The sequence below is a fragment of the Corallococcus silvisoli genome (assembly GCF_009909145.1).
GTDB lineage: Bacteria > Myxococcota > Myxococcia > Myxococcales > Myxococcaceae > Corallococcus > Corallococcus silvisoli.
The window spans coordinates 23,777-50,740 of sequence record NZ_JAAAPJ010000001.1; the positions used below are offsets into that span (position 1 = coordinate 23,777).

Annotated in this window: 18 protein-coding genes; 11 read left to right on the forward strand and 7 right to left on the reverse strand. The window is 72.3% G+C overall.

Annotated features, from left to right (window positions below; genetic code table 11):
* The first annotated feature begins 93 nt into the window (after window positions 1-93).
* Both GTY96_RS00085 and GTY96_RS00090 read left to right on the forward strand, forming a co-directional pair.
* Window positions 94-855: a class I SAM-dependent methyltransferase gene (locus GTY96_RS00085; RefSeq protein ID WP_235685264.1), complete on the forward strand. Its 762-nt coding sequence runs from the start codon at window positions 94-96 to the stop codon at window positions 853-855.
* A gap of 62 nt (window positions 856-917) precedes the next feature.
* Window positions 918-1,895: a trypsin-like serine peptidase gene (locus tag GTY96_RS00090; protein ID WP_161663538.1), complete on the forward strand. Its 978-nt coding sequence runs from the start codon at window positions 918-920 to the stop codon at window positions 1,893-1,895.
* A gap of 59 nt (window positions 1,896-1,954) precedes the next feature.
* Here the strand turns inward: GTY96_RS00090 and GTY96_RS00095 are convergent, their stop codons facing one another.
* On the reverse strand, window positions 1,955-3,349 hold the full coding sequence (locus GTY96_RS00095) for a M20/M25/M40 family metallo-hydrolase (RefSeq protein ID WP_161663540.1): 1,395 nt from the start codon (window positions 3,347-3,349) through the stop codon (window positions 1,955-1,957).
* Between the two features lie 96 nt (window positions 3,350-3,445).
* Here GTY96_RS00095 and GTY96_RS00100 point away from each other — a divergent pair, with 96 nt between their 5' ends.
* The 4 genes from GTY96_RS00100 (at window position 3,446) to GTY96_RS00115 (ending at window position 7,892) form a co-directional block, all read left to right on the forward strand.
* Window positions 3,446-4,465, forward strand: coding sequence for a dipeptide epimerase (locus GTY96_RS00100; RefSeq protein ID WP_161663542.1), 1,020 nt, complete (start codon window positions 3,446-3,448; stop codon window positions 4,463-4,465).
* On the forward strand, window positions 4,462-5,664 hold the full coding sequence (locus GTY96_RS00105; RefSeq protein ID WP_328700748.1) for a DUF819 family protein: 1,203 nt from the start codon (window positions 4,462-4,464) through the stop codon (window positions 5,662-5,664). Before GTY96_RS00100 ends, GTY96_RS00105 begins: the two co-directional genes overlap by 4 nt.
* A 19-nt stretch (window positions 5,665-5,683) precedes the next feature.
* Complete coding sequence (locus GTY96_RS00110; protein WP_161663544.1) at window positions 5,684-6,628, forward strand: serine hydrolase; 945 nt, start codon at window positions 5,684-5,686, stop codon at window positions 6,626-6,628.
* Between the two features lie 187 nt (window positions 6,629-6,815).
* Window positions 6,816-7,892, forward strand: a complete 1,077-nt coding sequence (locus tag GTY96_RS00115) for an NAD(P)H-dependent flavin oxidoreductase (protein WP_143907877.1) — start codon at window positions 6,816-6,818, stop codon at window positions 7,890-7,892.
* Window positions 7,893-7,902: 10 nt separating this feature from the next.
* Here the strand turns inward: GTY96_RS00115 and opgC are convergent, their stop codons facing one another.
* Complete coding sequence (opgC, locus tag GTY96_RS00120) at window positions 7,903-9,012, reverse strand: OpgC domain-containing protein (RefSeq protein WP_143907879.1); 1,110 nt, start codon at window positions 9,010-9,012, stop codon at window positions 7,903-7,905.
* Window positions 9,013-9,467: 455 nt separating this feature from the next.
* Here opgC and rnk point away from each other — a divergent pair, with 455 nt between their 5' ends.
* The 4 genes from rnk (at window position 9,468) to GTY96_RS00140 (ending at window position 19,418) form a co-directional block, all read left to right on the forward strand.
* Window positions 9,468-9,884: a nucleoside diphosphate kinase regulator gene (rnk, locus tag GTY96_RS00125; protein WP_143908077.1), complete on the forward strand. Its 417-nt coding sequence runs from the start codon at window positions 9,468-9,470 to the stop codon at window positions 9,882-9,884.
* A 216-nt stretch (window positions 9,885-10,100) separates the two neighbouring features.
* Window positions 10,101-11,870, forward strand: a complete 1,770-nt coding sequence (locus tag GTY96_RS00130; protein WP_161663546.1) for an OmpA family protein — start codon at window positions 10,101-10,103, stop codon at window positions 11,868-11,870.
* Between the two features lie 12 nt (window positions 11,871-11,882).
* Window positions 11,883-15,752 (forward strand): DUF4215 domain-containing protein, encoded by a 3,870-nt coding sequence (locus GTY96_RS00135; protein ID WP_161663547.1) that lies wholly within the window; start codon window positions 11,883-11,885, stop codon window positions 15,750-15,752.
* Window positions 15,753-15,941: 189 nt separating this feature from the next.
* Window positions 15,942-19,418, forward strand: a complete 3,477-nt coding sequence (locus GTY96_RS00140) for a serine/threonine-protein kinase (protein WP_235685265.1) — start codon at window positions 15,942-15,944, stop codon at window positions 19,416-19,418.
* 7 nt (window positions 19,419-19,425) lie between these two features.
* Here the strand turns inward: GTY96_RS00140 and GTY96_RS00145 are convergent, their stop codons facing one another.
* The 3 genes from GTY96_RS00145 to GTY96_RS00155 all read right to left on the reverse strand — a co-directional run bounded on the left by GTY96_RS00145 (window position 19,426) and on the right by GTY96_RS00155 (window position 22,077).
* Complete coding sequence (locus GTY96_RS00145) at window positions 19,426-19,785, reverse strand: hypothetical protein (protein ID WP_235685266.1); 360 nt, start codon at window positions 19,783-19,785, stop codon at window positions 19,426-19,428.
* 140 nt (window positions 19,786-19,925) lie between these two features.
* On the reverse strand, window positions 19,926-20,285 hold the full coding sequence (locus GTY96_RS00150) for a hypothetical protein (RefSeq protein WP_235685267.1): 360 nt from the start codon (window positions 20,283-20,285) through the stop codon (window positions 19,926-19,928).
* A gap of 148 nt (window positions 20,286-20,433) precedes the next feature.
* Window positions 20,434-22,077 carry a sigma 54-interacting transcriptional regulator gene (locus tag GTY96_RS00155; protein ID WP_161663550.1) on the reverse strand — a complete coding sequence of 548 codons (1,644 nt, stop codon included), beginning with the start codon at window positions 22,075-22,077 and terminating at the stop codon, window positions 20,434-20,436.
* Window positions 22,078-22,312: 235 nt separating this feature from the next.
* On the opposite strand from GTY96_RS00155, the gene GTY96_RS00160 reads away from it, so the two are divergent.
* Window positions 22,313-23,026, forward strand: coding sequence for an HAD family hydrolase (locus GTY96_RS00160; protein WP_161663551.1), 714 nt, complete (start codon window positions 22,313-22,315; stop codon window positions 23,024-23,026).
* On the opposite strand, the gene GTY96_RS00165 is transcribed toward GTY96_RS00160, so the two are convergent.
* Together GTY96_RS00165 and GTY96_RS00170 are read right to left on the reverse strand one after the other, a co-directional pair.
* On the reverse strand, window positions 22,998-23,750 hold the full coding sequence (locus GTY96_RS00165) for a hypothetical protein (protein WP_235685268.1): 753 nt from the start codon (window positions 23,748-23,750) through the stop codon (window positions 22,998-23,000). The two genes, GTY96_RS00160 and GTY96_RS00165, sit on opposite strands and share 29 nt — an antisense overlap.
* 40 nt (window positions 23,751-23,790) lie before the next feature.
* Window positions 23,791-26,955, reverse strand: a complete 3,165-nt coding sequence (locus GTY96_RS00170; RefSeq protein WP_201755794.1) for a TonB-dependent receptor — start codon at window positions 26,953-26,955, stop codon at window positions 23,791-23,793.
* Window positions 26,956-26,964: the final 9 nt, after the last annotated feature.

The window sequence follows — 26,964 nt, forward strand, 5'->3', positions numbered from 1 at the left end:
CGGCGGCGGGCTCCACCCGCGCGCAGGTGTTCCGCTGGGAGCTGAGCGCGGGGCATTGCGTGGGCTCCCGAATCCCGCCAGCCTCCGCGGCGCATGACGGACAACGCCCCTCCCCCTGTACCGGGCCCGCGTCACGACGACGCGCTGGACGCGTACGACCTGCCGTTCCTGGAGCGGCTCTCGCTCCAGCTCCAGGGCGTCGTCATCGCCGTCGTGCTGCGTGTCACCGACCTGCTGCTGCTCCTCTTTCGACCCCGGCTCCTGCGGCCGTACCTGGGGCTGTGGTGGCAGCGCATCCTGCGCACGCCCTACCGCGCGCGGCGCACCTTTGAGATGGCCCGCGTGCTCCAGGCGTCGGGCCAGTCGTTCCGCGAGCTGATGTACGGCGAGACGCCGCTCGTGACGGCGCTGCGCTTCTTGAAGCAGGCGGGCGTGGGTCCTGGCAGCCGGGTGGTGGACCTGGGCGCGGGGCGAGGGCGGGTGCTGCTCGCCGCGCGCTGGCTGGGCGCCGGGGCGCATGGCGTGGAGTTGCTCGCGGACCACGTGGCGCGCGTGGAGCCCTGGCTGAGGCCCGCGGGCATCACCCTGACCGTGGGCGACATGACCCGCGAACCGCTCACGGATGCGACCCATGTCTTCTGCAACTGGGTGGCGTTCAGCCCAGAGACGAAGGCTCGCCTCGTCTCCCACCTTCGCACCTGCTCACCCGGAACCCGCATCATCACGGTCACGCGCCCCATCCTGGCGGAAGGCTTCACCAGACAGGTTCACCACTGGATGCTCTTCACCTGGGGCTTCGAGAAAGTCTGGCTTCAAGAATACCGCCCGGACGCAATCACAGCGCCGCGACAGTGATTGTCAGACGTTACTTATAGTCTGCCGCCCTTCACTCGAAGTCGCAGGAAAGGCAGGCAGTCATGCACCTCTTGTCGAAATGCCGTACCGCCTTCACCGCCGCGGTGTTCGTGCTGGGAGTGGCGGGGGGCGCGGCCCAGGCGGCGCCGGGGGCTTCGGCGGACCCCTCGGACAACGCGGGTTCGCGCACGTTCGCGGCGCAGTCGGAGATCGCCGCGGTGCTCGCGTACTGGACGCCGGAGCGGATGGCCGCCGCCATCCCCGCGGACGTGCCGGCCACGTCGGGGACGGCGCCCATCAGCCTGCGGCGGACGCCGGAGGACAAGGCGGTGGGGGTCGTGGACGGCGCGGAGCCTCGCGGTGGCGTGCCCATGGGGGCGGCGGACATCCACTCGATGAGCGGCCGCATCTTCTACACGGGCGACCAGGGCGGGAACTATTCCTGTTCGGGCAGCACGGTGAACAGCAATGGCAAGCGGGTGGTCTTCACCGCGGGCCACTGCGTGCACGGCGGCGGGGCGGGGCGGGGCTGGCACACCAACTGGGTCTTCGTGCCGGCGTACCACGCGGGGTCGCCGTACGGCGTCTGGACGTCGTACCAGCTGTGGGCGAAGAACGGGTGGATCAACAACGGGGACCGCGCCTACGACGTGGCGGCGGTGGTGATGAACCCTCGCAACGGCGTGCGCATCGTGGACGCGGTGGGCGGCCAGGGCATCAAGTGGGGCATCGGCTACGGGCAATACATCTACCAGTTCGGCTACCCGTCGAACCCGCCCTATGACGGCTCGCAGCTCTATTACTGCAATGGCAGCACCTGGAACGAAGGGGGCTTCCCCACCATCAGCTGCACCATGACGGGCGGCGCCAGCGGCGGCCCGTGGCTGGAGAGCTATGGGCAGACGTTCTGGGCGTATCTGTATTCGGTCAACAGCTGGCTGTTCTGGAACCCGGACCCCAGCCACGTCTACAAGTGGCAGGGCCCGTACTTCAGCTACGACACGGCCGGCAGCCTCTTCGACACCGTGAAGGACATGTAGACCGACGGGAGGTGGAGTCCGTGTGGCCCGCGTCCCAGGGCCGCACGGCTTCCGCCCCCTCAGCGCGTCAGGTGCTTCAGCGTGAGGTAGACGAACTCCGCGCCGGGCTGGAGCGACGCCACGGGGACGCGCTCGTTGGGGGCGTGGGCGGTGCGCGCGTCCTCGGGCGTGAGGGCGAACAGGTCGATGCCATAGGCGTGGATGCCCGCGCGGCGCAGCGTGGCGGATTCGGTGGTGCCGGTGGACATGCGCGGCAGCACCGGCGCCTTCGGCCACACCTGCGCCGCGGCGGCCTTCACCGCGCGGAACATCGCGTTGTCACCCACGGGCGACATGGGCGAGTCCGGCGGCGACACGTCCATCTCCACCTGGATGTCCGGGTCGTTCACCGCGCCGACGATGCGCTCCCGCACGGCCTGCGCGTCCGCGTCCGGCAGGAGGCGGCAGTTGACGGTGGCCTCGGCGGTGGCGGGGATGACGTTGGAGCGCGTGCCCGCCTTGAACACGGTGGGCACGCAGGTGGTGCGCAGCACGGCCCCCAGCGCGGGCTCCAGCCTCGCCACCGTGGCCACCGCCTCCTCCGGCGGTGCGTCCGGCGCGGCCGCGATGCGGCGCAGGGCCTCTCCCAGCTCCCCCGGCGTCGAAGGCGCTCGGCCCTGCACGTGGAGCCGCGCGGCGGGCGTGAGGTGGGCGGGGAAGGTGAGGGCCCCCACGCGCGCCACCGCCGCGGCCACGCGCACCAGCGGCCCCGCGTCCACGGGCGGCGCGGAGGAGTGACCTCCAGGTCCCGTGGCCTTGAGCGTCACGTTGCGGGACACGCGCTCCGCGGCCTGGAGCGCCACGAAGCGCACCGCCCCGCGGTCCGGGGACAGCTCCGTGAGGCCGCCTTCGTTGAGCGCGAACTCCGCCTCCTTCAGCTCCGGGCGGTGCTCCATCATCCAGTCCAGTCCCTGCCCCGAACCCACCTCCTCGTCCGCGCCCAGGTACAGGAGGATGTCGCGCGAGCGCGGGCCGCCCTCCTGCTTCAGGCGGCGCAGCGCGAGGATGCTCGCCGCCGCCATGCCCTTGTTGTCCTGCACGCCGCGCCCGTGGAGCAGGCCGTCCTTCTCCGTGAGCTTCCATGGGTCGGTGGCCCACTCGGCGGGCACGGCGGGCACCGTGTCCAGGTGCGCGAGCACGAGGACCGGCCTGCCCTGTCCATTCCCCTTCAGGCGCACCAGCAGGTTGCCGCGTCCGGGCGAGGGCTCGATGAGCTCCGACTCGATGCCCGCGTCGCGCAGCCAGCGCGCCGCCACCTGGGCCGCGGCCGTCTCGTTGCCGGGCGGGTTGGACGTGTCCGCGGCGACCAGCTCCGCGAGCAGGGTCCGCAGCGCGTCCTTCGGCGCCGGGCGGGATGACGCGGCGTGGCTTGGACCCAGCGCGAGCAGGACGGCGACGAGGGGCAGGAAGCGCATGCGCGGGAGGCTCGCGCCTCGGGACCCGGAAGGCAACGGAAGCGGCGTTTACCGGGAGTGCCATGTTAAGGGTGCGGCCCTGGAGGGAGTCCGCCCATGGCCTCGCCGTTGAGCTTTCGCACCGTGGAACTGCCGCTGCGCCACGCCTGGACCATCTCCCGAGGCACGAGCACGGTGAAGCGCAACGTGTTCGTGGAGCTGCGCGCGGAGGGACACGTGGGCCACGGCGAGGCCGCGCCCAACGTGCGCTATGGCGAGTCGTGGGAGACGGTGGAGGCGGCGCTCCACCAGCTGGCGCCGGTGCTGGAGGGCCGCGACCTGCGCGCCTTCCGCGACGTGTCCGAGGCGCTGGACGCGGCGCTGCCGGACAACCCCGCGGCGAAGGCGGCGGTGGACCTGGCGCTGCATGACCTGGCGGGCAAGGTGCTGGGCGTGCCGCTGTACCGGATGCTGGGCGTCAATCCCCGCCAGCAGCCGGTGACGAGCATGTCCATTGGCATCGACGCGCCGGAGACGCTGGCGGTGAAGGTGCGCGAGGCGGCGGACTTTCCCGTGCTCAAGGTGAAGCTGGAGGCGGACCGCGTGCGGGAGGTGTTCGGCACGGTGCGCGCGCTGACGGCGCAGGCGATCCGCGTGGACGCGAACGAGGCGTGGACGCCGGACGCGGCGCTGGCGCACATCCAGTGGCTGTCCACGCAGGGCGTGGAGCTGGTGGAGCAGCCGCTGCCGGCGGCGGACGTGGACGGGGCGAAGTGGCTGCGCGCGCGCTCGCCACTGCCGCTGGTGGCGGACGAGTCGCTGACGAAGGCGTCGGACGTGCCGAAGCTGGCGGAGGGCTTTCACGGCATCAACGTGAAGCTCCAGAAGAGCGGCGGCATCCGCGAGGCGCTGCGCATCATCGAGACGGCGCGCGCGTGCGGCTTGAAGGTGATGCTGGGCTGCATGGTGGAGACGGGCCTGGGCATCGCGGCGGGCGCGCAGTTGGCGCCGCTGGTGGACTGGGTGGACCTGGACGGAAACCTGCTGCTCGCGGATGACCCGTACCGCGCGCACCCGGTGGTGGCGGGCCGCATCCAGCTGGGGGACGGCGCGGGCCTGGGCGTGGAGCTCCGGTGACGCCGCCGCTCATCCAGGATCCGATGGCGGTCCTCGCCGTGCTGCTCGCGGTGCTGGCGGGGCTGTATGCCTTGCAGCGCCTCCCGGCGGTGGAGCGGTTCTTCAACGTCGTGCCGCTGCTGGTGTTCGCGTACTTCGTGCCGACGCTGCTGTCGAACACGGGCGTCATCCCCACGGAGTCGGAGCTGTACCGCTTCACGCGCGTGTACCTCCTGCCGGCGAGCCTGGTGTTGCTGGTGCTGTCGGTGGACCTGCCCGCCATCGCCCGGTTGGGCCGCGACGCGCTGGGGGTGTTCCTGGCGGGCTCCGTGGGCATCATGGTGGGCGGGCCGCTGGCGTATCTGGCGTTGGGGTGGCTGGTGCCGGCGGAGCTGGGGGAGCAGGCGTGGAAGGGCTTGGCGGCCCTCAGCGGGTCGTGGATTGGCGGCAGCGCGAACTTCGTGGCCATTGGCCAGAGCGTGGGGGCGCTGGACAGCACGTTGAGCATGCTGGTGGTGGTGGACGTGGGCGTGTCCAACGTGTGGACGGCGGTGCTGCTGTCCTTCGCCGGGCGGGAGCAGGCGATGGATGCGAGCATCGGCGCGGACAGGACGGCGCTGGACCGGGTGCGGGAGGAGTCCGCGCGGCTCCAGGCGGCCACCGCCCGGCCCGCGAGCCTGTCGGACCTGCTGTCGATGCTGGCGGTGGCCTTCGGCGTGACGATGGCGTGCACGGCGCTGGCGAAGCGGCTGCCAGACCTGGGCAGCGTGGTGACGGGCTTCACCTGGGTGGTGCTGCTGGTGACGACGGTGGGCGTGGTGCTGTCGTTCACGCCGGTGCGCCGGCTGGAGGGGGCGGGGGCCAGCCGCATGGGCTCGCTGTTCCTGTACCTGCTGGTGGCGACGATTGGCGCGCAGGCGGAGTTCCGGCGGCTGTGGGACGCGCCCGCGCTGGTGGCGGTGGGCGCGGTGTGGATGTGCATCCACGCGGCGGTGACGATGGGCGCGCGGCGGTGGCTGAGGGCGCCGGTGTTCTTCGCGGCGGTGGGCTCGCAGGCGAACGTGGGCGGCACGGCCTCCGCGTCGGTGGTGGCGGCGGCCTTCCACCCCGCGCTCGCCCCGGTGGGCGTGCTGCTGGCGGTGCTGGGGTACGTGCTGGGGACCTACTGTGGGCTGGTGACGGCCCTGATGCTGGAGCAGGTGTACCGGTGGATCCACTGACGTGGGCGAGGAGTCGTTGATGCGGAAGGTGCTGCTCGCGGCGGGGCTGCTGGCGATGGGCGGTTGCGCGACGGCGCCGGAAGCGGGAGCGCCTCGGGAGACCCTGCGGACGGTGGTGGAGTCGCTGGGGCAGGAGGCCGCGCGGCTGTCGCCCGGGACGGACCTGGCGCTGGCGGTGACGGACCTGCGCACGGGGGAGTCCGCGAGCTTCGCGGGCGCCACGCCCCACATCTCCGCCAGCTCCGCGAAGGTGTTCTGGGTGGCGGCGGCCCTGAGGCAGCATGACGTGGAGACGGTCGCGCCGCTTGCGGAGAAGGTGTTCCGGACGTCGGACAACGAGGCGTCCGGAGAGGTCATCGACCGGGTGGGCGGGCCGGATGCCATCAATGTCTATCTCCAGGGCCTGGGGCTTCGGAACACGGCGCTGACGAAGTGGAACTACGGCAAGCCCCGGTGGGCGACGAACTCCCCGCGCGTGATGCAGAACGACAACTACTTCTGCGCGGAGGACATGGTGTCGTTCCTCGCGCGGCTGGACCGGCGGGAGCTGTTGACGCCGAAGCCCACGGCGCGGCTGCTGGGCTGGATGGAGCTGACACCCCGCGAGGGCTGCGGCGGCTGGCTGGGAACGCGCCTGCCCGCGAGCGCCCGCGCGTCGCTCCAGCACAAGGGCGGGTGGCTGCCGCCGGGGTGCTGCTCGGATGACGCGCGCTACAACGTGCTCAATGAGGTGGGGCTGGTGACGCTGCCGGACGGCGGCCGGTACGCGGTGGCCATCCTGGCCTCGCGCGGGCCGGACTGGCCGAAGCAGGCGTTCGTCGTGGAGCGCGCGTCGTGCGTCCTCTACCGGCACCTGTCGAAGCAGCCGGCGCTGGACTGTGGGGACGCGTTGGCGAAGGCGGGAGGCCCCGCGCCGGTGGTGCTGGAACCAGGGGCGCCCGTGCCGGACTACGACTGCGAATGACGCAGGGAAGTGCACGGCGCTGAACGGACCTGCCCGCGACCCCGGACGAAGCGCGCGGGAGCCATCGCCATCCCGTGGCGCGCGGTGGATCATGGCTCGCGGAAGCGAGACTGATGCTCCCGACGCGAACGGGGTGCCCCCGTGGCGCCGGACCGTTACGGCGGACAGGGACACGGGAGGTGTCGCGATGAGGAATCCCCAGACCTGGCGCGGGTTCGCGGAGCGGCTCGGCGTGGAGCACCCGCTCATCCAGGCACCGATGGCGGGCGGGCTGACCCCGCCGGAGCTGGTCGCGGCGGTGGCGGAGGCCGGCGGGCTGGGCTCATTGGGCGCCGCCTACGTGTCACCGGAGGACATCGTCCAGCAGGCCCGGGCGGTGCGTGCGCGGACGTCGCGGCCGTACGCCATCAACCTCTTCGCGCCGGTGCCCGCCGTCGCGCCCGAGGACCCGGGACGCGCGCTGGCGGTCCTCGAGCGCTTCCACGCGGCGCTGGGTCTGCCCGCTCCTCAGGTCCCCGCGGTGGTGATGCCGGACTTCGCGAAGCAGGTGGAGGCGGTGCTCGAAGCGGCGCCCACCGTGTTCAGCTTCACGTTCGGCATCCCGCCCGCGCCGGTGCTGGAGGCGTTCCGGTCACGCGGCATCCTCATCGTGGGCACGGCGACGAACGTGCGTGAGGGATTGGCGCTGGAGGCCGCGGGCGTGGACGCGGTGGTCGCGCAGGGCTCGGAGGCCGGAGGGCACCGCGGCTCCTTCGGTGGCTCCTTCGAGGCGGGCATGGTGGGGACGATGGCGCTGGTGCCGCAGCTGGTCGACGCGGTGCGGGTGCCGGTCATCGCCAGCGGCGGCATCATGGATGGGCGCGGCATCGCGGCGGCGCGGATGCTGGGCGCGGTGGGGGTGCAGCTGGGCACGGCGTTCCTGCGGTGCCAGGAGTCCAGCGCTGCGGCGGCGCACAAGGCGCTGCTGCGGGACGCGCGGGACGAGTCGTCGCGCATCACGCGCGCCTTCTCCGGACGGCCCGCCCGCGCGATCCCGAACGAGCTCACGACCACGCTGGAGGAGGCCGGCGTCATCCTGCCGTTCCCCCAGCAGCACGGGGCCACGCGCGCGCTGCGGGCCGCGGCGTCGAAGCAGAACGACACGCGCTTCATGGCCTTGTGGGCGGGGCAGGGCGTGGGGCTGTCGCGGGAGGGGCCGGCGGCGGAGCTGGTGCGGACCCTGGTGGCGGAGACGGAGGCCGCGCTGGCGGCCGTGCGCGGCTGACGCTCCGGGCCTACGACGGCGAGGGCGGGCCCATGCTCCGGCCCGACAGCCGCTGCCGCAGCGCCACGAAGTACATGCTGCAGAAGGTCGCCACGAGGACGGCGATCTCATCCCAGTAGTCCAGCGGGTCCTCGTTCTCGTCGAGCAGGGACAGGCTGAGCAGGCACAGCACGACGTGGACGGCGAACACGGGCAGCGACGCCTGTCCCAGCGCCTCCAGCACCCTGGGGCGCAGCCAGAGGAACACCCGGGGCATGAGCCAGCTCGCGAGCAGGGCCACGGCCAGGAAGTTCACGAGGCGCAGCGGCGCGAGCGACCACTTGTCGAACAACACCGACGCGGCGCCCAGGTCCACGTCCAGGTGGCGCACGACGAAGAACCCGGCGCTGACGACGAGCGCCCCCGTCAGCAGCCTGCGGGACACGGGCTCGCGCTGCTCCGGCGCGGTGGCGCGGGCGACGCCCAGCCAGACGCCCAGCACCCAGAGGAACTGCCACGCGAACAGGTCGAACGCGCCCGACAGGTCGATGCTCAGGGGCGGCCACGGCAGCACGGGGATGGCGACGAGCAGGTCGTAGAGGGCGCGCTTGAGGCCCACCTGCGCCCAGACCCAGATGAGCGCGCTCAGGCCCAGCACCCGGGACCAGCCCTCCTTGCGCGCGCCCAGCAGCACCGCGGGCGTGAGCAGGAGCAGCACGACGTAGAGCGGGAGGATGTCCAGCAGCGGGGGGCAGTAGAGGAGGAAGAGGCTGCTCCACAGGGCGGTGAACGGATCCTGATGGAAGAACCCGAGCAGGTTGTGGATGGCCGGCCTGCGCGCGGCGACGCCGAGCGCCGCGATGATGGTGAACGCGAAGCCGAGCAGGGCGACGTGGTAGCCGTACACCTTGAGGGCCCGCGCCCAGAGGCTCCTCACCATCGCCACGGGGCTGGACGTGCCCAGCTTCTTCGCGTGCACCACGCCGACGAGGAACGCGGAGAGGAACACGAAGCCCTCCGCGGCGGACACGAAGCCGAAGGGCTGGTTGCCCAGGACGCTCAACCGGGTGGGCAGGTGCGTCAGCGTCATCAGGACGAGGAGCACTCCGCGCAGGCTGTCGAATTCGGGGCGGCGTTTCATGGCGGGCCAGGAGTTTTCCACCCATGCCACATCCCCACGCGCCGGGTAAACCTCACCGCCCCCCGGAGCCGCTGTCGTATTTCCGCTGATTTCGCGCCTCCGGCCGTCACGGCGGCTGCTCGCCAGGCCGCTCGTTTTCCCAGGGTCGGTTGCATTCAGGGACGGCGCGGCTACATTCAGGGCTTCACGCGTTCGCGTTCCCCCGGGTCCCTCGTCAGATGACGGTTTCGCTCACAGCCTGCATGCAGCGTGCTCCGCGCCGGACTTCTGTCCGCCGGACGCTGCCCGCGCACGGCCGAGCCACCGCCTGGCTTGTCACCCACGCCGCCCGTCTCGCGTAGTTCTCGACGGACGGCGTTCCGCTTCTCCCCGCTGAACCCGCGCCACGCGCTCCCGTCCTTCCGGGAATGCGTTTCGCCGCCATTCCTTTCCCACGCTGGAGGCAGCCCATGACCATGACCCACGACCATCCCCTCCTTGTCACCGACACCGACCTCCAGCGCCTGGAGCGCGTCGTCGAACAGTACGGCAACGCTCGCAACGCCGACGTCGTGGAGCAGCTGGAGTCCGAGCTGGCCCGCGCCGTCGTCACGTCCTCCGCCGCCATCCCCCGGGATGTCGTCACCATGAACAGCACCGTCGTCTTCGAGGACGAAGAGGCCGGCGAGACGCGCGAGGTGACGCTCGTCTATCCCAAGGACGCCAACAGCGACGCGGGCCGCATCTCCATCCTGGCGCCCGTGGGCAGCGCGCTGATTGGCCTGTCCGTGGGCCAGACCGTGGAGTGGCCCCTGCCCAACGGCCGCACCCGGCGCCTGCGCATCGTCGCCGTGCCCTACCAGCCCGAAGCCGCCGGCCACTTCGACCTGTGACCTACCCTGTGCGTCGCTGACGCGTCAGCGGGAAGGGGCCGTGTGTCAGCGCCCCATTCCTGACGTGTCAGCCGCCCGGGGCCGCGGCCCCTTCGCCGCCGCATCCCCGCGCATTTCCTCACTGTCTTCCTCCCAACATCCCCTGGCCCCTGGCGTGCAACCGCCCGCGCACCATCGCGGGCATTCCTACGCCTGCGTGTGGATGTGGAGGAACGCTTGTTCGCACGAAGGCATCACCTTGGGCTCGGAGGACTGGCCGTCCTCTGCGCCTTCAGCGCCCAGGCCCAGAGCACCATTCCGGGCATCGAACTGGAGCGCCTGCAGCTCAACCCCGGCATGCGCGACAGCCTGGTGCTGTCCACCGGGGACCTGCTCTCCGCGGGCCAGTTCCGCGTCGGGCTCACCGCGCACTACGAGAACCGCCCCCTGGTCGTCGTGGAGGACGACCAGCGGCAGGGCGACGTCATCTCCAACCGCGTGACGGCGCACGTGAGCGCCGCGTACGCGCTCACGAACTGGTTGGAGGTGGGCGCGCAGGTGCCCATCGTGGCGCAGTGGGGCCCGGAGACCGCCGGACTGGGCCTGACCCGTCCCACCACCAGCGCGCTGGGCACGCCGTGGCTCCAGGCCCGCCTGGGCTTCCTCGCCGAGAACCGGGGCGGACCGCTGGACCTGGGGCTGCACCTGGGCGCGGCCCTGCCCCTGGGCAGCAAGGCCGCCCTCACCCGCGACGAGGGCTTCACCTTCTCCCCGCGCCTGGGCGCCGGGAAGCAGCTGGGCGGCACCTTCCGCGTGGGCGCCGACGTGGGCGCGCTCGTGCGCACCAAGACGTACGCGCTGACGCCGCAGACGCGGCCCTATCTCGATGAGATGGGCGTGGAGCTCAACGGCGGCGTCAACCTGTCCGCCGCCCTCTGGGGCCTGCGCGAGGAAGTCATCGTGCGCGGCACCGTGCCCACGCAGGACTCGCCCAGCTCGATGGAGGTCCTCGCGGGCCTGCGCGCCCCCACCGCCGACGGCACCGAGGTGTACGTCATGGGCGGTCCTGGCTTTGGCCGGACGCCGGGCACGCCGCGCTTCCGCGTGCTCGCGGGGGTGTCCTTCGGCACGCCCCCCGCGTCCCCGGCCCCCGTCTGTGTCGAGGGCAAGCCGTACGTGATGGCCGACTGTCCCGACCTGGACGCCGACGGCGATGGCGTGCGCAACGGCGTGGACCAGTGCCCCACGACCGCGGGCGTCGCGCAGCTCCAGGGCTGCCCGGACCAGGACGACGACCACGACGGCATCCCCAACCTGGCGGACAAGTGCCCCACCCAGCCGGAGAACAAGAACGGCTTCGAGGACGAGGACGGCTGCCCGGACGACCCTGACTCCGACGGGGACGGCATCGTCGACTCCAAGGACCAGTGCCCGCACGAGCCGGAGACCTTCAACCGCTACAAGGACGACGACGGCTGCCCGGACGTGGAGCCCGACCGCGACGGTGACGGCATCGTCGACCGGCTGGACAACTGCCCGGACGAGCCCGGCACCGAGGCCAACGGCGGCTGCAAGCAGGCGCCGCTCGCGCGCATCGACTCGGGGAGCATCCGCATCCTGGAGGCCGTCTTCTTCGAGAACAACCAGGCCGTCATCCAGAAGCGCAGCAACGCCGTGCTGGACAAGGTCGCGGCCATCCTCGTGTCCCATCCGGACATCGCGAAGGTGCGCGTCGAGGGCCACACCGACAACACCGGCAAGGCCCAGTACAACCTGGACCTGTCCCAGCGGCGCTCCGAGGCGGTGGTGGACTACCTCGTGGGCAAGGGCGTGCAGCGAGAGCGGTTGGAGGCGAAGGGCTTCGGGCCCACGCAGCCCATCGCGGACAACGCCAAGGCGGACGGACGCGCGAAGAACCGCCGCGTCGAGTTCAAGATCATCGGAGAGGCCGAAGGCGTCCAGACGGCGCCGGCCTCCTCCTCTTCCCCGGAAACCCTTCAGAAGTAAGGCAGACCCTTCATGTTCATGACCGTGATGGATTCCCTCTTCCGGGGACAGACGGCACGCATGGCCTTGCGCGCGGGCTTCAGCGCCGCGGCCCTGTGTTCGCTGTTCCTCCTCAGCGGGTGCGAGTCGAACCCCTCGCACCCCTCCACGCCCGAGCCCGTCCTCGCGCGCCAGTCGTCGGCGCTCATGGGCGACGGCCGGCTCCAGCCCGGCGAGCAGTGCGACGACGGCAACACGGTGAGCGGGGACGGCTGTTCGTCCACCGGCACCGTGGAGCCGGGCTACCTGTGCAACGTGCCCGGCAACCCGTGCTCGCTGGCCAGCCTGTGCGGCAACAACGTCACCGACTCCGGCGAGCTGTGTGACGATGGCAACACGGTGGACAACGGCAACGGCTGTTCGGCCACGTGCGACCTGTCCCTGTGTGGCAACGGCACGTTCGACAACCGCCAGTACCCGTCCTTCGCGCAGGAGGTCTGCGACGACGGCAACCGCTTCGAGGGCGACGGGTGCAGCCGGCAGTGCGAGGTGGAGCCCGGCTTCGCCTGCGCGGGCAGCCCCAGCCGCTGCGTGAGGGCGGGCGTGGCGGTGTTCAACACCGGCGTGGACGCGCACAACCGCCGCCTGCCCACGGGCGGGGTGGACTCGCACTGGTTCTACGCGGGCACCTCCACCGGCGCGGACACCGGCGTGCGCAACGCCAACGACTGGCCGCTGGAGATGCAGACCGCGCGCTTCATGTCGCCCAAGGGCGCGCAGACGTGCGTCTACCAGGACTTCCTCGTCCCCTCGACGACGACCATCTCCCAGTTCCGCCTGCGCCTGGCGACCTTCAATGACAACGCGTTCGACAGCGCGAAGGTGAACGGCGTGTCCGTGACCCCCGTCACCGTGAGCGAGCCTCCGGGCCAGCCCTGGCAGAAGAACATCTTCCGCGAGTTCGGCACCAGCGCCCCCTGGCACGCGGGCATCAACCGCATCGAGCTGTGCAACGAGAACGCGGCCTCGCCCCCGAACGCCTTCCGCTACCTCTTCGTGGACGCGTTCGACGACCACTGCGGCGACGGCGTCATCTCCCCGCGCGAGGAGTGCGACGACGGCAACAGCGCCAACGGCGACGGGTGCAGCGCCACCTGCGGCATCGAGCCCGGCTATGGCTGCGCGGGCCAGCCCAGCGCCTGCGCGAAGACGTGCGGCAACGGCAACCTGAACCCGGGCGAGCAGTGCGACGACGGCAACACCCAGGCCAACGACGGCTGCAACGCGAGCTGCCGCGTGGAGGCCGGCTACGCCTGCCCCACGCCGGGGCAGGCCTGCGTGAAGACCTGCGGCGACGGTGTCATCAACGCCGGGGAGCAGTGCGACGACGGCAACACGTACGACTCCGACGGCTGCTCGGCGTCGTGCCGCATCGAGTCCGGCTACGCCTGCACCGGCGCCCCGTCCACCTGCGCCCCGCTGTGCGGCAACGGCGTGCTGGACCCGGGCGAGCTGTGCGACGACGGCAACACCACCCTGGGCGACGGCTGCTCCAACGCCTGCACCCTGGAGGCGGGCTACGCCTGCGCCGCGCCGGGCCAGCCCTGCGCGAAGACCTGCGGCAACGGCAACGTGGACCCCGGTGAGCAGTGCGACGACGGCAACCTCGTGTCGGGCGACGGCTGCGCCACCGAGTGCCGCGTGGAGACGGGCTACGCCTGCACCGCGCCCGCGGCGGGACCCTCCGTGTGCGCCCAGACGTGCGGCAACGGCACCCTGGAGACGGGCGAGACCTGCGACGACGCCGCCACGCAGTCCGGCGACGGCTGCTCCAACGGCTGCCGTGTCGAGCCGGGCTGGAGCTGCTCGGGGATGCCCAGCACCTGCGTCACCCTCTGCGGCGACGGCATCCGCGCGGGCGCCGAGGCGTGCGACGACGGCAACGCCGTCAATGGCGACGGCTGCTCGACCGCGTGCGCGGTGGAGCCGGGCTGGAGCTGCCCCGCGCCCGGCACCGCGTGCTTCAACACCTGCGGCAACGGCGTGGTGGACCCCGGCGAGACGTGTGACGACGGCAACGCCGTCAACGGCGACGGCTGCACCAGCGCCTGCACGGTGGAGAGCGGCTACACGTGCAGCGGCGCGCCCAGCCTCTGCGGCACGACGTGCGGCGACGGCATCCGCGCGGGCGCGGAGGTCTGCGACGACGGCAACCTGGTGGGCGGCGACACCTGCTCGCCGCGCTGCTTGCTGGAGGTGGGCCAGGCGTGCACCGCGTCCAACGTCTGCGAGGGGGCCTGCAACCCCAACACCCAGCTGTGCGTGGCGGCGGACGTGTGCGGCAACGGCTTCCTCGACGAGGGCGAGCAGTGCGACGACGCCAACACCACGAACGGCGACGGCTGCGACGCGGCCTGTGGCATCGAGGCGGGTTACAGCTGCGCGGGCAGCAACCCGTCCGCGTGCGCGGTGACGTGCGGCGACGGCGTCCGCGCGGCCGCCGAGGCGTGCGACGACGGCAACACCGCGAATGGTGATGGCTGCTCGGCCACGTGCACCGTGGAGGTGGGGTCCGGCTGCAAGAACCGCGACGTGCACGTCTTCTACTCGCGGCTGGGGCGCGCGGACTGCACCAACGTGTCCAACATCAACATGCCCGTCCTCCCGCCGGGCGCGGCGCGGCCGGAGCTGACCGTGCCGGGCCGCTATCGCATGGCCTATGTCTCCGGCGCGGTGCAGTACTCCGGCGGCGCGTCCTGGCACCCCGGCATCCTCGGGGCGCAGTCCAACCCCGGCACGGGCGTGCAGGGCTTCTCGCTGGGCTACAGCCAGCCCGCGTACGCCTCCTTCCAGGAGGCCGTGGCGCAGGGCTTCGGCAAGCGCCGGGACTTCGACGCGGCCTCGGGTGACGTGCGCGTGGCGCTCATCGACGTCGACTGCGCGAACGGGAACAACTCCGACACGGAGGTCATCTACCGCGTGGACGCGCTGTCCATCTGCCAGCGGCTGCCCGCCATCACCCACCCGACGCAGGGCGGCGGCACGGGGCCGGACATCGGCGGCACCGCGTCCCCGGGCGCGTCCGTGTCCGTCTACGTGGATGGCTCCCCGACGCCCGCGTGCACCGCCATCGCGGACGACCGCGGCCAGTGGACGTGCACGCTCTCCGGTGTGGCGGATGGCGACCACTCGGCCACCGTCACCTCCACGGTGCTGGGCGCCACGGAGCACGGGACGCCGGTGGACTTCGTGCTCGGCCAGGAGCCCGCGCCCCAGGCCCCGGTCATCGCGGGCCCCACGGCGAACAGCACCGTGAACACCGCCACGCCCGCCATCTCCGGCACCGGCCAGCCCGGCAGCCAGGTGACGGTGCGCGAAGGCACCACGGTCCTCTGCACCGCCACCGTCGACGCGGCGGGCGCCTGGAGCTGCGTGCCCACGGCGCCGCTGGCGCAGGGCCCGCACGCCGTGACGGCGACGGCGGAGACCCCGTTCGGTGGGACCAGCCCCGTGTCCAATACCCTGCCGTTCATCGTGGACACCCAGGCCCCCGAGACCTTCATCGTGAAGGGCCCGGCGCCCACCACCTCCAGCCGCACGGCGGAGTTCGAGTACGGCTCCTCCGACGCGGACGCGACGTTCCAGTGCAGCCTGGATGGGGGCCCCTGGGTCCCGTGCCAGGACCGCTACACCGTGGCGCCAGGGGAGCACACCCTGCGCGTGCGCGCGGTGGACGGGGTAGGCAACACGGATACCTCGCCCGCGGAGCACACGTGGACGGTGACGAACACGCGCGCCCTCGCGGGTGGCGGGTGCAGCGCCGCGCCGGATGCCTCCTGGCTGGCCCTCCTGGGCCTCCTGGGGGTGCCGGGGCTGCGCCGCCGTCGGCGACAGGTCGCATAGCGTCTCGCGGAGACCGCCGGAGGGGTTGCCCGAGTCCCCCTGGGGGCGCCCCCTCGCCCCCTTCCATGGGCACCCTTCCGGCGGTGCTCCCGCGTTCCCCGGCCTTCCCCGTATGCTCCGTCCGTGCACGGGGCAGGCCATCAGGAGTCGTATGAGGAGGAGGTCCTCCTCGCGCTGGACGAAGGGCTCTTGTCCTCCGATGAGGCGGCGGCCCTGCGCGAGGAAGCCCTCCGCCTTCACCGCGGGCCCCTGGAGCTCCTGAAGGAGCGAGGCCGGCTGACGGAGCACACCCTGGACCTCTTGCGGCAGGACCTGGGCCGGGGTCGCACGGACCGGGGGGGCGCCATCGAGGCTCCGACGCTGTCGTCCTCGCCCCCGTCGGCGCTGGCCGCGGAGGCGGTGCCCTCCTTCCCGGTGCCCGGCTGGGACCGCTACGAGCCGGTGCGCTTCCTGGGGCAGGGCGGCATGGGGCAGGTGTTCCTGGCCTATGACCCGCTGCTGCGCCGCAACGTGGCCCTCAAGTTCGTGCGCGACGGGGACCCGGAGCTGGCCCGCCGCTTCCTGTCGGAGGCCCGGGCCCAGGCCCGCGTGCGCCACGAGCGCGTGTGCGAGGTCTACGAAGTGGGCGAGGTGCGTGGGCAGGCCTTCATCGCCATGCGCTACGTGGAGGGCCCGTCGCTGGGGCACCTCTCCAACACGCTCACGCTGGAGCAGCGGGTGTGGGTGCTGTGCCAGGCCGCGGAGGGCGTGCACGCGGCGCACCGCGTGGGGCTGGTCCACCGCGACCTGAAGCCCGGCAACATCCTGGTGGAGCGCACGGAGGACGGCGGCTTCCTGCCGTTCGTGATGGACTTCGGACTCGCGCGGGACTGGCGCGAACAGGGCGCCAACCCGAACGCCATCCTGGGCACGCCGCACTACATGCCGCCGGAGCAGGCCCGGGGCGAGGGCCACCGGCTGGACCGCCGCGCGGACGTCTACGCGCTGGGCGCGACGCTGTACGCGCTGCTCACCGGGCAGCCGCCCTTCACCGGCGACACGGAGAAGCAGGTCCTCGCGCGGCTCCAATCCGAAGCGCCGCTGCGCCCGTGCGCCCTGGAGCCGAACATCCCGGAGGACCTGGAGGCCATCGTCCTCAAGTGCCTGGAGAAGGAGCGGGCCCTCCGCTACGACTCCGTGCGCTCCTTCACCGAGGACCTGGAGCGCTTCCTGTCGGGCGAGCCCGTGCGCGCGCGCCACGGGGCGCGCTACTGGCTGCGCAAGAAGGTCCGCAAGCACCGCGCGCTGCTGGCGCTGGGCGGCGTGGTGGTCGCGGTGGTGGCCGGAGCGCTCACGCAGGCGGAGCTGGCGCGCGCCGAGGTGGCGGAGCGCGAGCGGCTGGCCCGGGCGTTCACCGAGCGCGTGGAGCGCATCGAGTCCTCCGCGCGCTACTCCGCCCTGTCGCGCCTGCACGACACGCGCGAGGACCGGAAGGCCCTGCGCGCGAGCATGGCCTCGCTGGAGGAGGAGATCCGCCGCGCGGGCGTGCAGGCGGAGGGGCCCGGGCAGTACGCGCTGGGTCGCGCCCTCTTCGCGCTGGATGACCTGGACGGCGCCCGGACCCGGCTGGAGTCCGCGTGGGCGCTGGGCTACCGCGAGCCCCGCGTGGCGTGGGCGCTGGCGCAGGTGCTGGGCCACCTCTACCGCGAACAGCTGCTGCTGGACGTGGAGCGCCGGGCCCCCGAGCAGCGCGAGGCCCGCCTGAAGGAGCTGAACGGACGCTACCGCGACCCCGCGCTCGCGTACCTGCGTCAGGCGGAGGGGCCGGACGTGCCGGCGCCGCCCTCGTTCGTGCAGGCCCTGTTCGCCTTCTACGAGGACCGCCCGGAGGAGGCGCTGGCCCTGCTGGACGCGCCCGGAACGCAGGCGCCGTGGTTCTACGAAGCGCCGCTCTTGCGCGGCGACATCCTGCTCGCGCGAGCCATGCGCCGGTGGAATGGCGGCGACCGCGCGGGCTCGCAGGCGGACCTGGCGCTGAGCCGCGAGGCGTACTCCGCCGCGGTCGCCACCGCGGAGAGCCAGCCCGTCGTGCACTCGGTGCTGGGCCGGCTGGAGCTGGCCGCGCTGGTGATGGAGCTGTACGGCGAGGGCCATGTCCTGCCGCACTACGAGCGCGGCCTGGAGGCGCTGTCGCGCGCGCTCGCCGCCGCGCCGGACCACGCGCGCTCGCTGGTGCTGGTGGCGCGCTTCCACCGCCGGCTCGCGGAGCAGCGCATCATCCAGGGCGGGGAGGGCGTGGAGGCGCTCCTGGAGAAGGCCCTGGCCGCGCTCGGCGCCGCGGAGGCCGTGGCCACGACGAGCGACCGCGTCCCGCTGGAGCGGGCCCTCACGTACCGGCTGTGGGCGCGCCACCAGCTGATGCACGGACAGGATCCGCGCGAGCAGTTCCGGCTCGCCGTCGCCGCCTTCGAACAGCTGCGCCCCGAGGAGCGCGACTACGCCTACCACGCCAACCTGGGCCTCACGTGGCAGGGGCAGGCGGACGCGGAGGCCGCGCGCGGCGGGGACGTGCTGCCCCTGCTGGACAAGGCCATCGACGCGTACCAGGCGGCCCTCAAGCTGAGCGAGCAGCAGCCCTACACGTGGATCAACCTGGGGGTCGCGTACCGCAAGCGGGCCGACGCGCCGGACGCCCCCGACGCGGCGGGGGACCTGCGCCGCGCGAACAGCGCGCTGACCCGGGCCCTGTCCCTCAACCCGGACAACTTCGGGGCCTGCTTCAACGGCGCGGAGGTGGCCGAACAGCTCGCGCGCGCCCGCTACCTGAAGGGCGAGGACGTGGGCGTGGACCTGGAGCGCGCCCTGTCGCTGTACCGGCAGGGGCTGGCGCTCAACGCGAAGCAGCCCGCGCTCCACAACGCCCTGGGCTCCGCGGTGTTCTGGCAGGCGGAGCTGCGCGCGGAGGAGGGCGGGGACACGAAGGCCCTGCTCGACGAGGCGAGGGCGTCCTTCGAGCGGGCCCGCGCCCTGGCGCCCACGCAGGGCTTCGCCTTCAACAACCTGGGGGAGTGGGAGGTCTTCCGCGCGGAGCTGCTGCTGGAGAAGGGCGCGGACCCGGGGACCGCGCTGCGCGCCGCGGTGGACGACTACTCGGAGGCGCTGAAGCGGCTGCCAGACGACGCGGACCTGCTGGCGAACCTGGGCAAGGCGTGGGTGCGTCAGGCGCAGTGGGCGCTGCTCCAGGGGCGCGACCCCGCGGCGGACCTCACGAAGGCGGACACGGCGCTGAGCCGGGCGCGCGAACTCAACCCCCGGCTGGGCAATGCGTGGCGCTACCTGGCGGAGGCCGACAGCCTCCGGGCGCGCTGGACGGCGCGTGGCCACGGCGAGGCGGAGGGGGACTTCGCGCGCGCGGCCCAGTCCTTCGAGGAGGCCCTGAAGCGCGACCCCCGGCTGGAGTACCGGCTGGCGGCGGCGGACCTCCACGGCGCGTGGGCCCGGTGGCGCCTGGGCGAGGGGCGGGACGCGACCGCCGGGGTGGCGCGGGGGCTGGAGCTGGCTGAAGCGGTGGTGGCGGCCCGTCCCCGGTGGGTCCGGGCTCGCGAGGTGAGGGACGGTCTGCTGAAGCTCCGCGACGGCGCGCGCGCCCCGGTGCGGGAGCGCGCGGCGGACGCCCGGGAGCCTTGAGCACGGCCTACCGGAGGAACTCCTCCGGCGGATCGCTGGTCACCTCGATGCCGCCGTTCTTCCGGTCCCGCTCGTGGGGGTGGGCGCGCGCGGCGTCCTCCTTCGCGCCATCGCGGGTCTCCACGTCGAAGAGGTAGGGGCCCCGGCGCGCGGTGGGGGAGACGGTCAGCGGGTCCGTCCGCAGGATGTGGCCGCCCAGGCTGTACGGGCCCGTCGTGGTGAAGCACGAGCCGATCGGGAACGTGATGGTGGCGCTGGCGGTGGGGCCGGCGCCCAGCTCGAAGACGACCTCGTCGCCATGCTTCACTTCCCGGCCCGGGTCGTAGGTGATGGGGGTCGCCGATACATCGATGGTGATGGTTGCCATGGTGCACCCGAGCATTGCAGCGCCCGTACCAGCGAGGATGCCAGTACGGGCGCCGGGTGCTTCAAAGGTGCGGCAGGTGACACGGGCGCCCGGACGCGTCAATGGCACGTCACGGTCCGGGGCTGACGTGTCGGGCCCGCCTAGCGGAGGAACTCCGTCGGCGGGTCACTGGTCACTTCGATGCCGCCGTTCTTCCGGTCCCACTCATGGCGGTGGTTCGCCCGGGTGTTCAGCTCCCGGTCATCGTTGGAGACCACGTCGAAGTCGTAGGTGCCTCGCGGCGCCGTGGCGGAGACGGTCAACGGCGACGTCGCCAGGGTGGCGCCTCCCAGGTCGTACGGGCCGGGCGTGGTGAGGCAGTTGCCGCGGGGGAACGTCACCGTGGCGCTGAGGAGGGTGGCGGTGCCCAGGGTGAAGACCACCGTGTCGCCGTGCTTCACCTCCGGGCCGGGGAGATAGGTGACGGGGGTCGTGGAGATATCAATGGTGATGTTTGCCATGGTGCCCCCGAGCATTGCAGCGCCCGTACCAGAGCGCATGCTTTTACGGCGCCCCTGCGTGTTTCATGCGTGAGACACGCATGAGACAGGTGATACATGTCCACTGACGTGTCAGTGACACGTCACCGACCAGGGCTGACGCGTCGGATCAGGTGCCCTCCAGGCCCAGCTCGCGCACGCGCCGCTGGAGCGCGCGGCGGGAGACCTCCAGCTTCTGCACCATGCGGTCCAGGTCGCCTTCGCATTCGTGGAAGCAGCGGGTGATCTCCTCCGGGCTCAGGTCGCGCGCGGTGCGCAGCAGCGAGCTCTTGTCGATGAGCACGTACACGGAGGAGCGCGGGATGCCCAGCCAGTCCGCGGTGGCCTTCAGGTCCCACGCGCAGGCGCGCAGGGCCTCCAGCACCTCCTGTTCGCTCACGTCCGCGGGCTTGCGCCGCGCGGGCGTGCGGACCCCCGCCGGGGTGTTCTCCGCCGCCGGAGCGCCCCCGTCCACGGGCAGGACCTGCCCCGGGATGGGGAGGGCGTCCGCGTCCAGCGCCTGCTCCAGCCGGGCGTCCACGCGCAGCCCGGGCAGGCCCCGGCTGCCGATGACGAGCTGCCGCGCGACGTTGCGGAGCTGGCGCACGTTGCCGGGCCACGCGGAGCGCACCAGCCGCACGGCGAGGGACGCGGGCAGCCACGGTTCGGCCCGTGCGTCCGCGGACGTCAGGCGCTCCGCCTCGCCGGTGGACTCCAGCTCCTGGCGCGCGAAGTGGAGGAACAGCGACGCGATGTCCGCGCGGCGCTCGCGCAGCGGGGGCACGACGATTTCAAAGCCCGCCAGCCGGTGCAGCAGGGGCGCCTTGAAGCGGCCGTCCTGGATGCGCGCCTCCAGGTCCGCGTCCGTGGCTGTGACCAGCCGCACGTCGACGCGCACGGGGGCGTGTCCGCCCACGGGGTGCACCTCGCCCGTCTCCAGCACGCGCAGGAGCGCGGCCTGGACCTCCGGGGGCGCCTCGGCCACCTCGTCCAGGAAGAGGGTGCCGCCGTGGGCCGCGCGGAAGAAGCCGTCGCGGTCGCGCGTGGCGCCGGTGAAGGCCCCCCGGAGCGCGCCGAACAGCTCCGCGGCGATGAGGTCCCGGGACAGGGCGCCCAGGTTGACGCTGACGAAGGGGCCGGCGCGGCGGGGGCTGTGCGCATGGAGCGCGCGCGCCACCAGCTCCTTGCCCGTGCCCGTCTCACCCCGCACCAGCACGGGGACCTGGAGGTCCGCCACGCGCAGCACGTCCTCGCGCACGCGGACGATGCCCTCGCTGTCGCCCACCATGCCCAGCGCCGCCAGCTCCGCCGCGCCCTGGGGGCTGGGGCCGCGCGCGCGGGCCTGATGCAGCAGCAGGGCCACGCGCCCGGCCAGCACCAGCGGCACGCCCGCGACCAGCGCCTCGGCCGGGAACTCCCGCCCGCCGCGCACCGGCTCTCCGCCCACCAGCACGGGCGTCCCATCCTGCGGCACGAGCAGCCGCACCCCGCCACGCGTCCCCGCCTCGAAGCGCACCGGCGTGCGGCTCAGGAACGGGTCCCCCAGGGGCAGCGACAGCACGCCACCCGGGCGGCTGAAGTCCGGGGCGTTGCGCGACAGCTCCACCGCGCGCTCCCCCGACAGCAGCCCCTCCAGCAGCAGCCGTTCCCCCACGCGCTGGGGCTGGGCATGGCCAATGAGCGTCAACGCGGGCACCGCCTGGGCGGTCTGCGAGGGCGTTCCGTGCGTGCGGACGGCGGTCGTCGAGAATTCGGCGGGATTCTTGGGCGGCATGGACCTCCGGGGAAGCCTACAACGGGCTGGCTGCACCTGGGCCCACCAGGCGGGTTGCCTCCCTCCTTCTGCTTCATTGGGGATGGTCCTTTCCGGTGGGACCGGCCAGGGGGCTTCCCCATGGCTGCCCGTCCGGTGGGCCCAGGCCCGTGGGGGCGAGGAGCGCGCCCGCGCCCCACCCCGTGAATAGTGTTGAACCGTCCGCCGTGTGGATCTTCGAGAGAGCCCGAACTCCATGTCCCCATCGACCTCGAACAGCGCCCTCTTCGATGCCGTCCTGTTCGACCTGGACGGCGTCGTCATCGACACGACCGAGCTGCACTACCGCGTCTGGGAGGAGTTCTCCCGGGACCGGGGCTACGCGCCCACGCGGGAGGAGCTGCTCGCCACCAACGGGCGGCGGGCGGGCGAGACGCTGCGCGCGTGGTTCGGCACGCAGCTGAGCGACGAGGAGGTGGAGGCGCTCACGAACGACCGGGAGCGGGCCTTCCACCGCCTGCTCGCCCACGAGCCGGTGGTCGCGGTCCCCGGGGTGGAGGCCTATCTGCGCTCCCTGCGTCAGGCCGGAGTGCCCTGGGCCCTGGGCACCAGCGCCCTGGCGGAGAACGCGGAGCTGGCCCTGGAGCGCGTGGGGCTGGAGGACCTGTTCCCCGTGCGCGTGACCTCCCGGGACGTCACCTGGGGCAAGCCGCATCCGGAGGTGTACCTCAAGGCGGCCTCCGCGCTGGGCGTCGCCCCCGAGGCGTGCGTGGTGTTCGAGGACGCGGTGGCGGGCCTCAGGGCCGCGCGGGCCGCGGGCGCGGCGTGCGTCGCCGTGGCCACCTCGTTCCCGCGCCACGTCCTGGCGCGGGAGAAGCCGGACTGGCTGGTGAAGGACTTCCGGGACCTGCCCGCGGCGCTGCGCCCCGGAGGTCAGGGCCTCATGGCGCCGACGGGACCTCACCCGTGAGCACGCAGATGAACGCGTCCGGGTCGCACTTCACGGGGAAGAGCGGGTTGATGCCGGAGCCGCGCAGCCGGCCCGCGTCGTAGTCCGCGTACGGGTCGCACAGCGTGTCGTCCGGCAGCTTCGTCTTGCTGTTCTGGCACTTCACCACGGGCCAGATGCCCTTCACGTCGTAGGCGGCGGTGCAGCCGTTCTCCGTGTAGACGAGCTCCGCGGTGAACTGCGTGCCCGGAATCTCCGGCGTGTTGTAGATGCGCAGGTGGCTCCACGCGTAGCCGTACTCCTGCGCGGGCAGCACGCCGCCGTCGGACGCCTGGGCCGCGGCCACCTCCAGCCGCGTGGGCGTCAGCTCCGGCACCGAGCAGAAGTGGTCCGCCCCGGGCGTCGGGGACGCGAAGGCGCCCACCGCCGTGGCGGAGGCGGTGGAGTCCGCCGACAACCGGGACGCGAAGTCCTCCAGCAGCTTGCCCAGCCGCGCGCTGCGCACGCCCACCGTGTCGGGGGCCTCCGGTGCGGGGCTGAAGAACTTCTGCAGGCCCAGCGGCTCCGGCTTGAGCCGCGAGCAGACCAGGTCCGGGTTCTGCCCGGCCTTGAGCTGGTACGTCGCGGCGAACGAGCCGGTGGAGCCGTCCGACACGGCGCGCGCCACCACGCACTCGGGCTCCGGTTCGCTGCCGCACGCGCCCACGGCGACAGCGGCGGCCGCGAGCCCTGCACTGATTGCCATCCATCGAAGCTTCATCGCGGGGGTCCTCATGGGCGGTGGCCTAGAAGCTCAGCTCCGCGCCCAGGCGGATGGAGCGCGGGGCCTGGTAGGCGGTGGGCCGCTTGAAGTTGGGGTTGATGTCCTGCACGCCGATGGGCAGGCCCGTGGCGGTGGAGATGACCTTGCAGTGGGGGTTCTTCGCGCTGAGGCAGGCGGTGAGGTCATCCGGCGTGCCACCCTGCTCGATGGCGTACACCCGCGTGAAGGTGAAGGTCTGGTCCACGTCCGTGTACTGCTGGAAGTTGAAGAGGTTGAACACGTCCAGGGACACCGTGAGGGCGTAGCCCTTGGACAGCCCCTGGACGAGGCCCACGTGGCCGTCCACGCCGTGCACCCAGGGCAGCCGGCCCGCGCTGCCGCGCGGCAGGATGAACGTCTCCGAACCGCTGCGGCGCGGGTGCGCGCCCAGGTAGTTGAGCGGCGTGCCGGAGCGCGCCCGGTAGTTGCCGCCCACCACGAACCGGGTCTTCGACGTGAGGATCAGCTCCTTGGCGGCGTACAGCTTGAACGCGTGGGTGCGGTCGCCGGGCAGCGGGCCCTCGCGGTTGATGGTGAGCGACACCAGGTCGAAGTCGCGCGTGAGGTTGGGGGACAGCTGGCCGGTGTCCGCGCGGAACAGCCCCGAGTAGTTCCCGCGCAGGGTGGACCACGTGTAGCTGGCCTGGGCGAGCCATCCATCCGTGAAGTTGCGCTGGAAGTAGACGTTGACGGCGTCGTACTTGCGCTTCGCCAGCGGGAAGTCCGTGGAGTAGCCCTTGCCCGGGTTGCCCAGGAAGAAGGTGCTGCCGTCGTCGCGGCTCATGTCCTCGATGACGTCGTTGAGGTAGCGCCGGGTGTACGTGGTGCCCAGGCGGCTGGCGGCCAGCAGCTCGTACTCACCGCCCAGCACGAACTCGTCCGCGGACTGGGCGCGGATCTTCGGATCCACCGGCACGCGGTCGCCGCCCTGCGCGTCCCAGAGCTGGTTGGGGCTCTCGCGGTTGCCAATGGGCTGGCGGTTGGCGTCCAGGGTGCAGTCCACGAGCAGCGACCCCTCGCGGGACGGGTTGCACGGAGGGGCCGCGTAGGTGGCGGACAGCAGCTGCTGCTGGGGGAAGGACAGGTCCGCCATGTCCAGGGGGACGTTCTCGAAGAAGCGCGCGTAGTTGGCGAAGAGCTTGGCGCGGCCCTTCTGCGTCGGGTCGTAGATGACGCCCAGGCGCGGGGACCACTGGTTGGGCAGGTGCAGGCCCACCTGTCCATCCAGGCCGTAGATGGTCTGCACGTCGTAGCGCACGCCCACGTTGACGGTGACCTTGTCCAGGATGGACCAGCTGTCCTGGAGGAAGCCGCCCACGGTGGTGGACGTGGAGGTGCCCTCCTTGCTGGCCAGGAACACGGGCTGGTCCGGGCCCTCCAGGTAGCCGTACTGGTTGAGGCTGAAGAAGCAGTCGCCGCCGGTGCACTCCTGCCAGGGCGTGAGGCCGGTGCGCGCGCGGTTGTTGTAGAAGCTCATGCGCTCGAGGTCCGCGCCGGCCTTGAGGATGTGGTGGCCCAGGGCCTCCACCAGGTAGGTGCCCAGCACCTTGCCCTGCACGCGGTCCAGCCGCTGGATGCTGATGGTGCCGGGGCCGCCGGTGGAGTAGGCGGCGACGGGACAGCGCACGGCCTGTTCGGCGGGCGTGGTGCCGCAGGCGTCGGGGTCGGGCAGCGTCTCGAACTCGTTGATGGTGTGGAAGCCGGGGTTGCGGGTGCGGCGCCACGCGATGTTGGACTTCGCGGACAGGCCCTCGCCGGAGCCCAGGCCCGAGCCGTCCGACGGGAGGATGGAGTCCGCCTGGTGGTGCCAGCCGAGCGTCGCGTCCACGAGCAGCTTCTTGTCGAAGAAGGCCGACGTCTGCTTCGCCACCAGGTCCAGCGTGCTGTTGCTGCGCCGGGTGGCGATGGCTTCATAGGCGCCCTGCACGAAGGCGGTGCATGACAGGCTCAAGCACACCTCGGGCTCGCCGTCGTCGCTGAAGGAGTACTTGCCGCTGCCGCCGGACGTGCGCGGCGTGCCGAAGATGGAGACGGCGAGGCTGTGGTCCGGGTTGAAGTTGTAGGTGAGCTTGCCCAGGTACTGGATGCTGCGCTCGTCCGCGAAGCGGCTGACGCGGCTGCCGTCGATGGGCGTCACCCGCGAGAAGCCGGTGGTGGGGTCCTTGCGGCGCGCGCCCACGGCGGAGCAGCCCTGGGCGGGGTCCACCTCCGTGCACACCTCATAGCTGCTCAGCTGCCGGTCCACCTGGATGCGATTGAAGGACGGCGCGACGCCCACGTAGAACCAGAGCTTGTCCTTGAGCAGCGGGCCGCCCAGGTCGAAGCCGAAGTCTCCCAGGTTGTGGGCGCTGCCCTGCGCGGAGATGACGCTGCCCTCCCGCAGGATCTCCCTTCCGGGCGCCTGGAGGCCGCCGGGCGCCATGTTGGCGAAGACGGAGCCGTGGAATTCATTGGAGCCGGACTTGGTGGTGACGTTGAGCACGCCGCCGGTGGAGCGGCCGTACTCCGGCATGTAGCCGCTGGTGATGATGTTGGCCTCCTTCACGAACTGCACGGACAGGGGCGTGCCCAGCGTCCCCACGCCGGGGTCGTTCACGGACAGGCCGTCCACGACGTACTGGCTCTCCGGTGAGGAGCTGCCGCTGATGCTCACGCCGTAGCGGTCCTCGGTGGCGCCGGGGGCCAGCTCCGCCAGGCTCTCGAAGGAGCGGGACGCGGCGCCCTTGGTGCCGGGCCGGATGACGGCGATGTTGCGGATGAACTCCTGGTCCACGGTGATGCCCGCGGCGCTGGAGCCCACGTCCAGCGTGGGCGGCGAGCCCACCACCTCGACGTCCAGGCTCAGCGTGTCCGGGACCAGCTCCGCGTTGAAGCGGATGGTCCGGTCGATGCGCAGCAGGATTCCCGTGCGCGCATAGGGCTGGAAGCCCTGGCCTTCGAAGCGCAGCGTGTACGTGCCCGAGGGCAGCTGCGGGAGGCGGTAGAGGCCGGTCTTGTCGCTGAGCACCGTGCGCTCGCCCTGCAACTGCGGCGAGGTGGCGGTGACGACGACGTCCGCCAGCGGCTGCTTGTCGAGCGTGTTCACCAGGGTCCCGGTGATGACCGAGTTGCCCTGGGCGAACGCCCCGGTTCCCCACAGCAGGACCATGAGCCACAG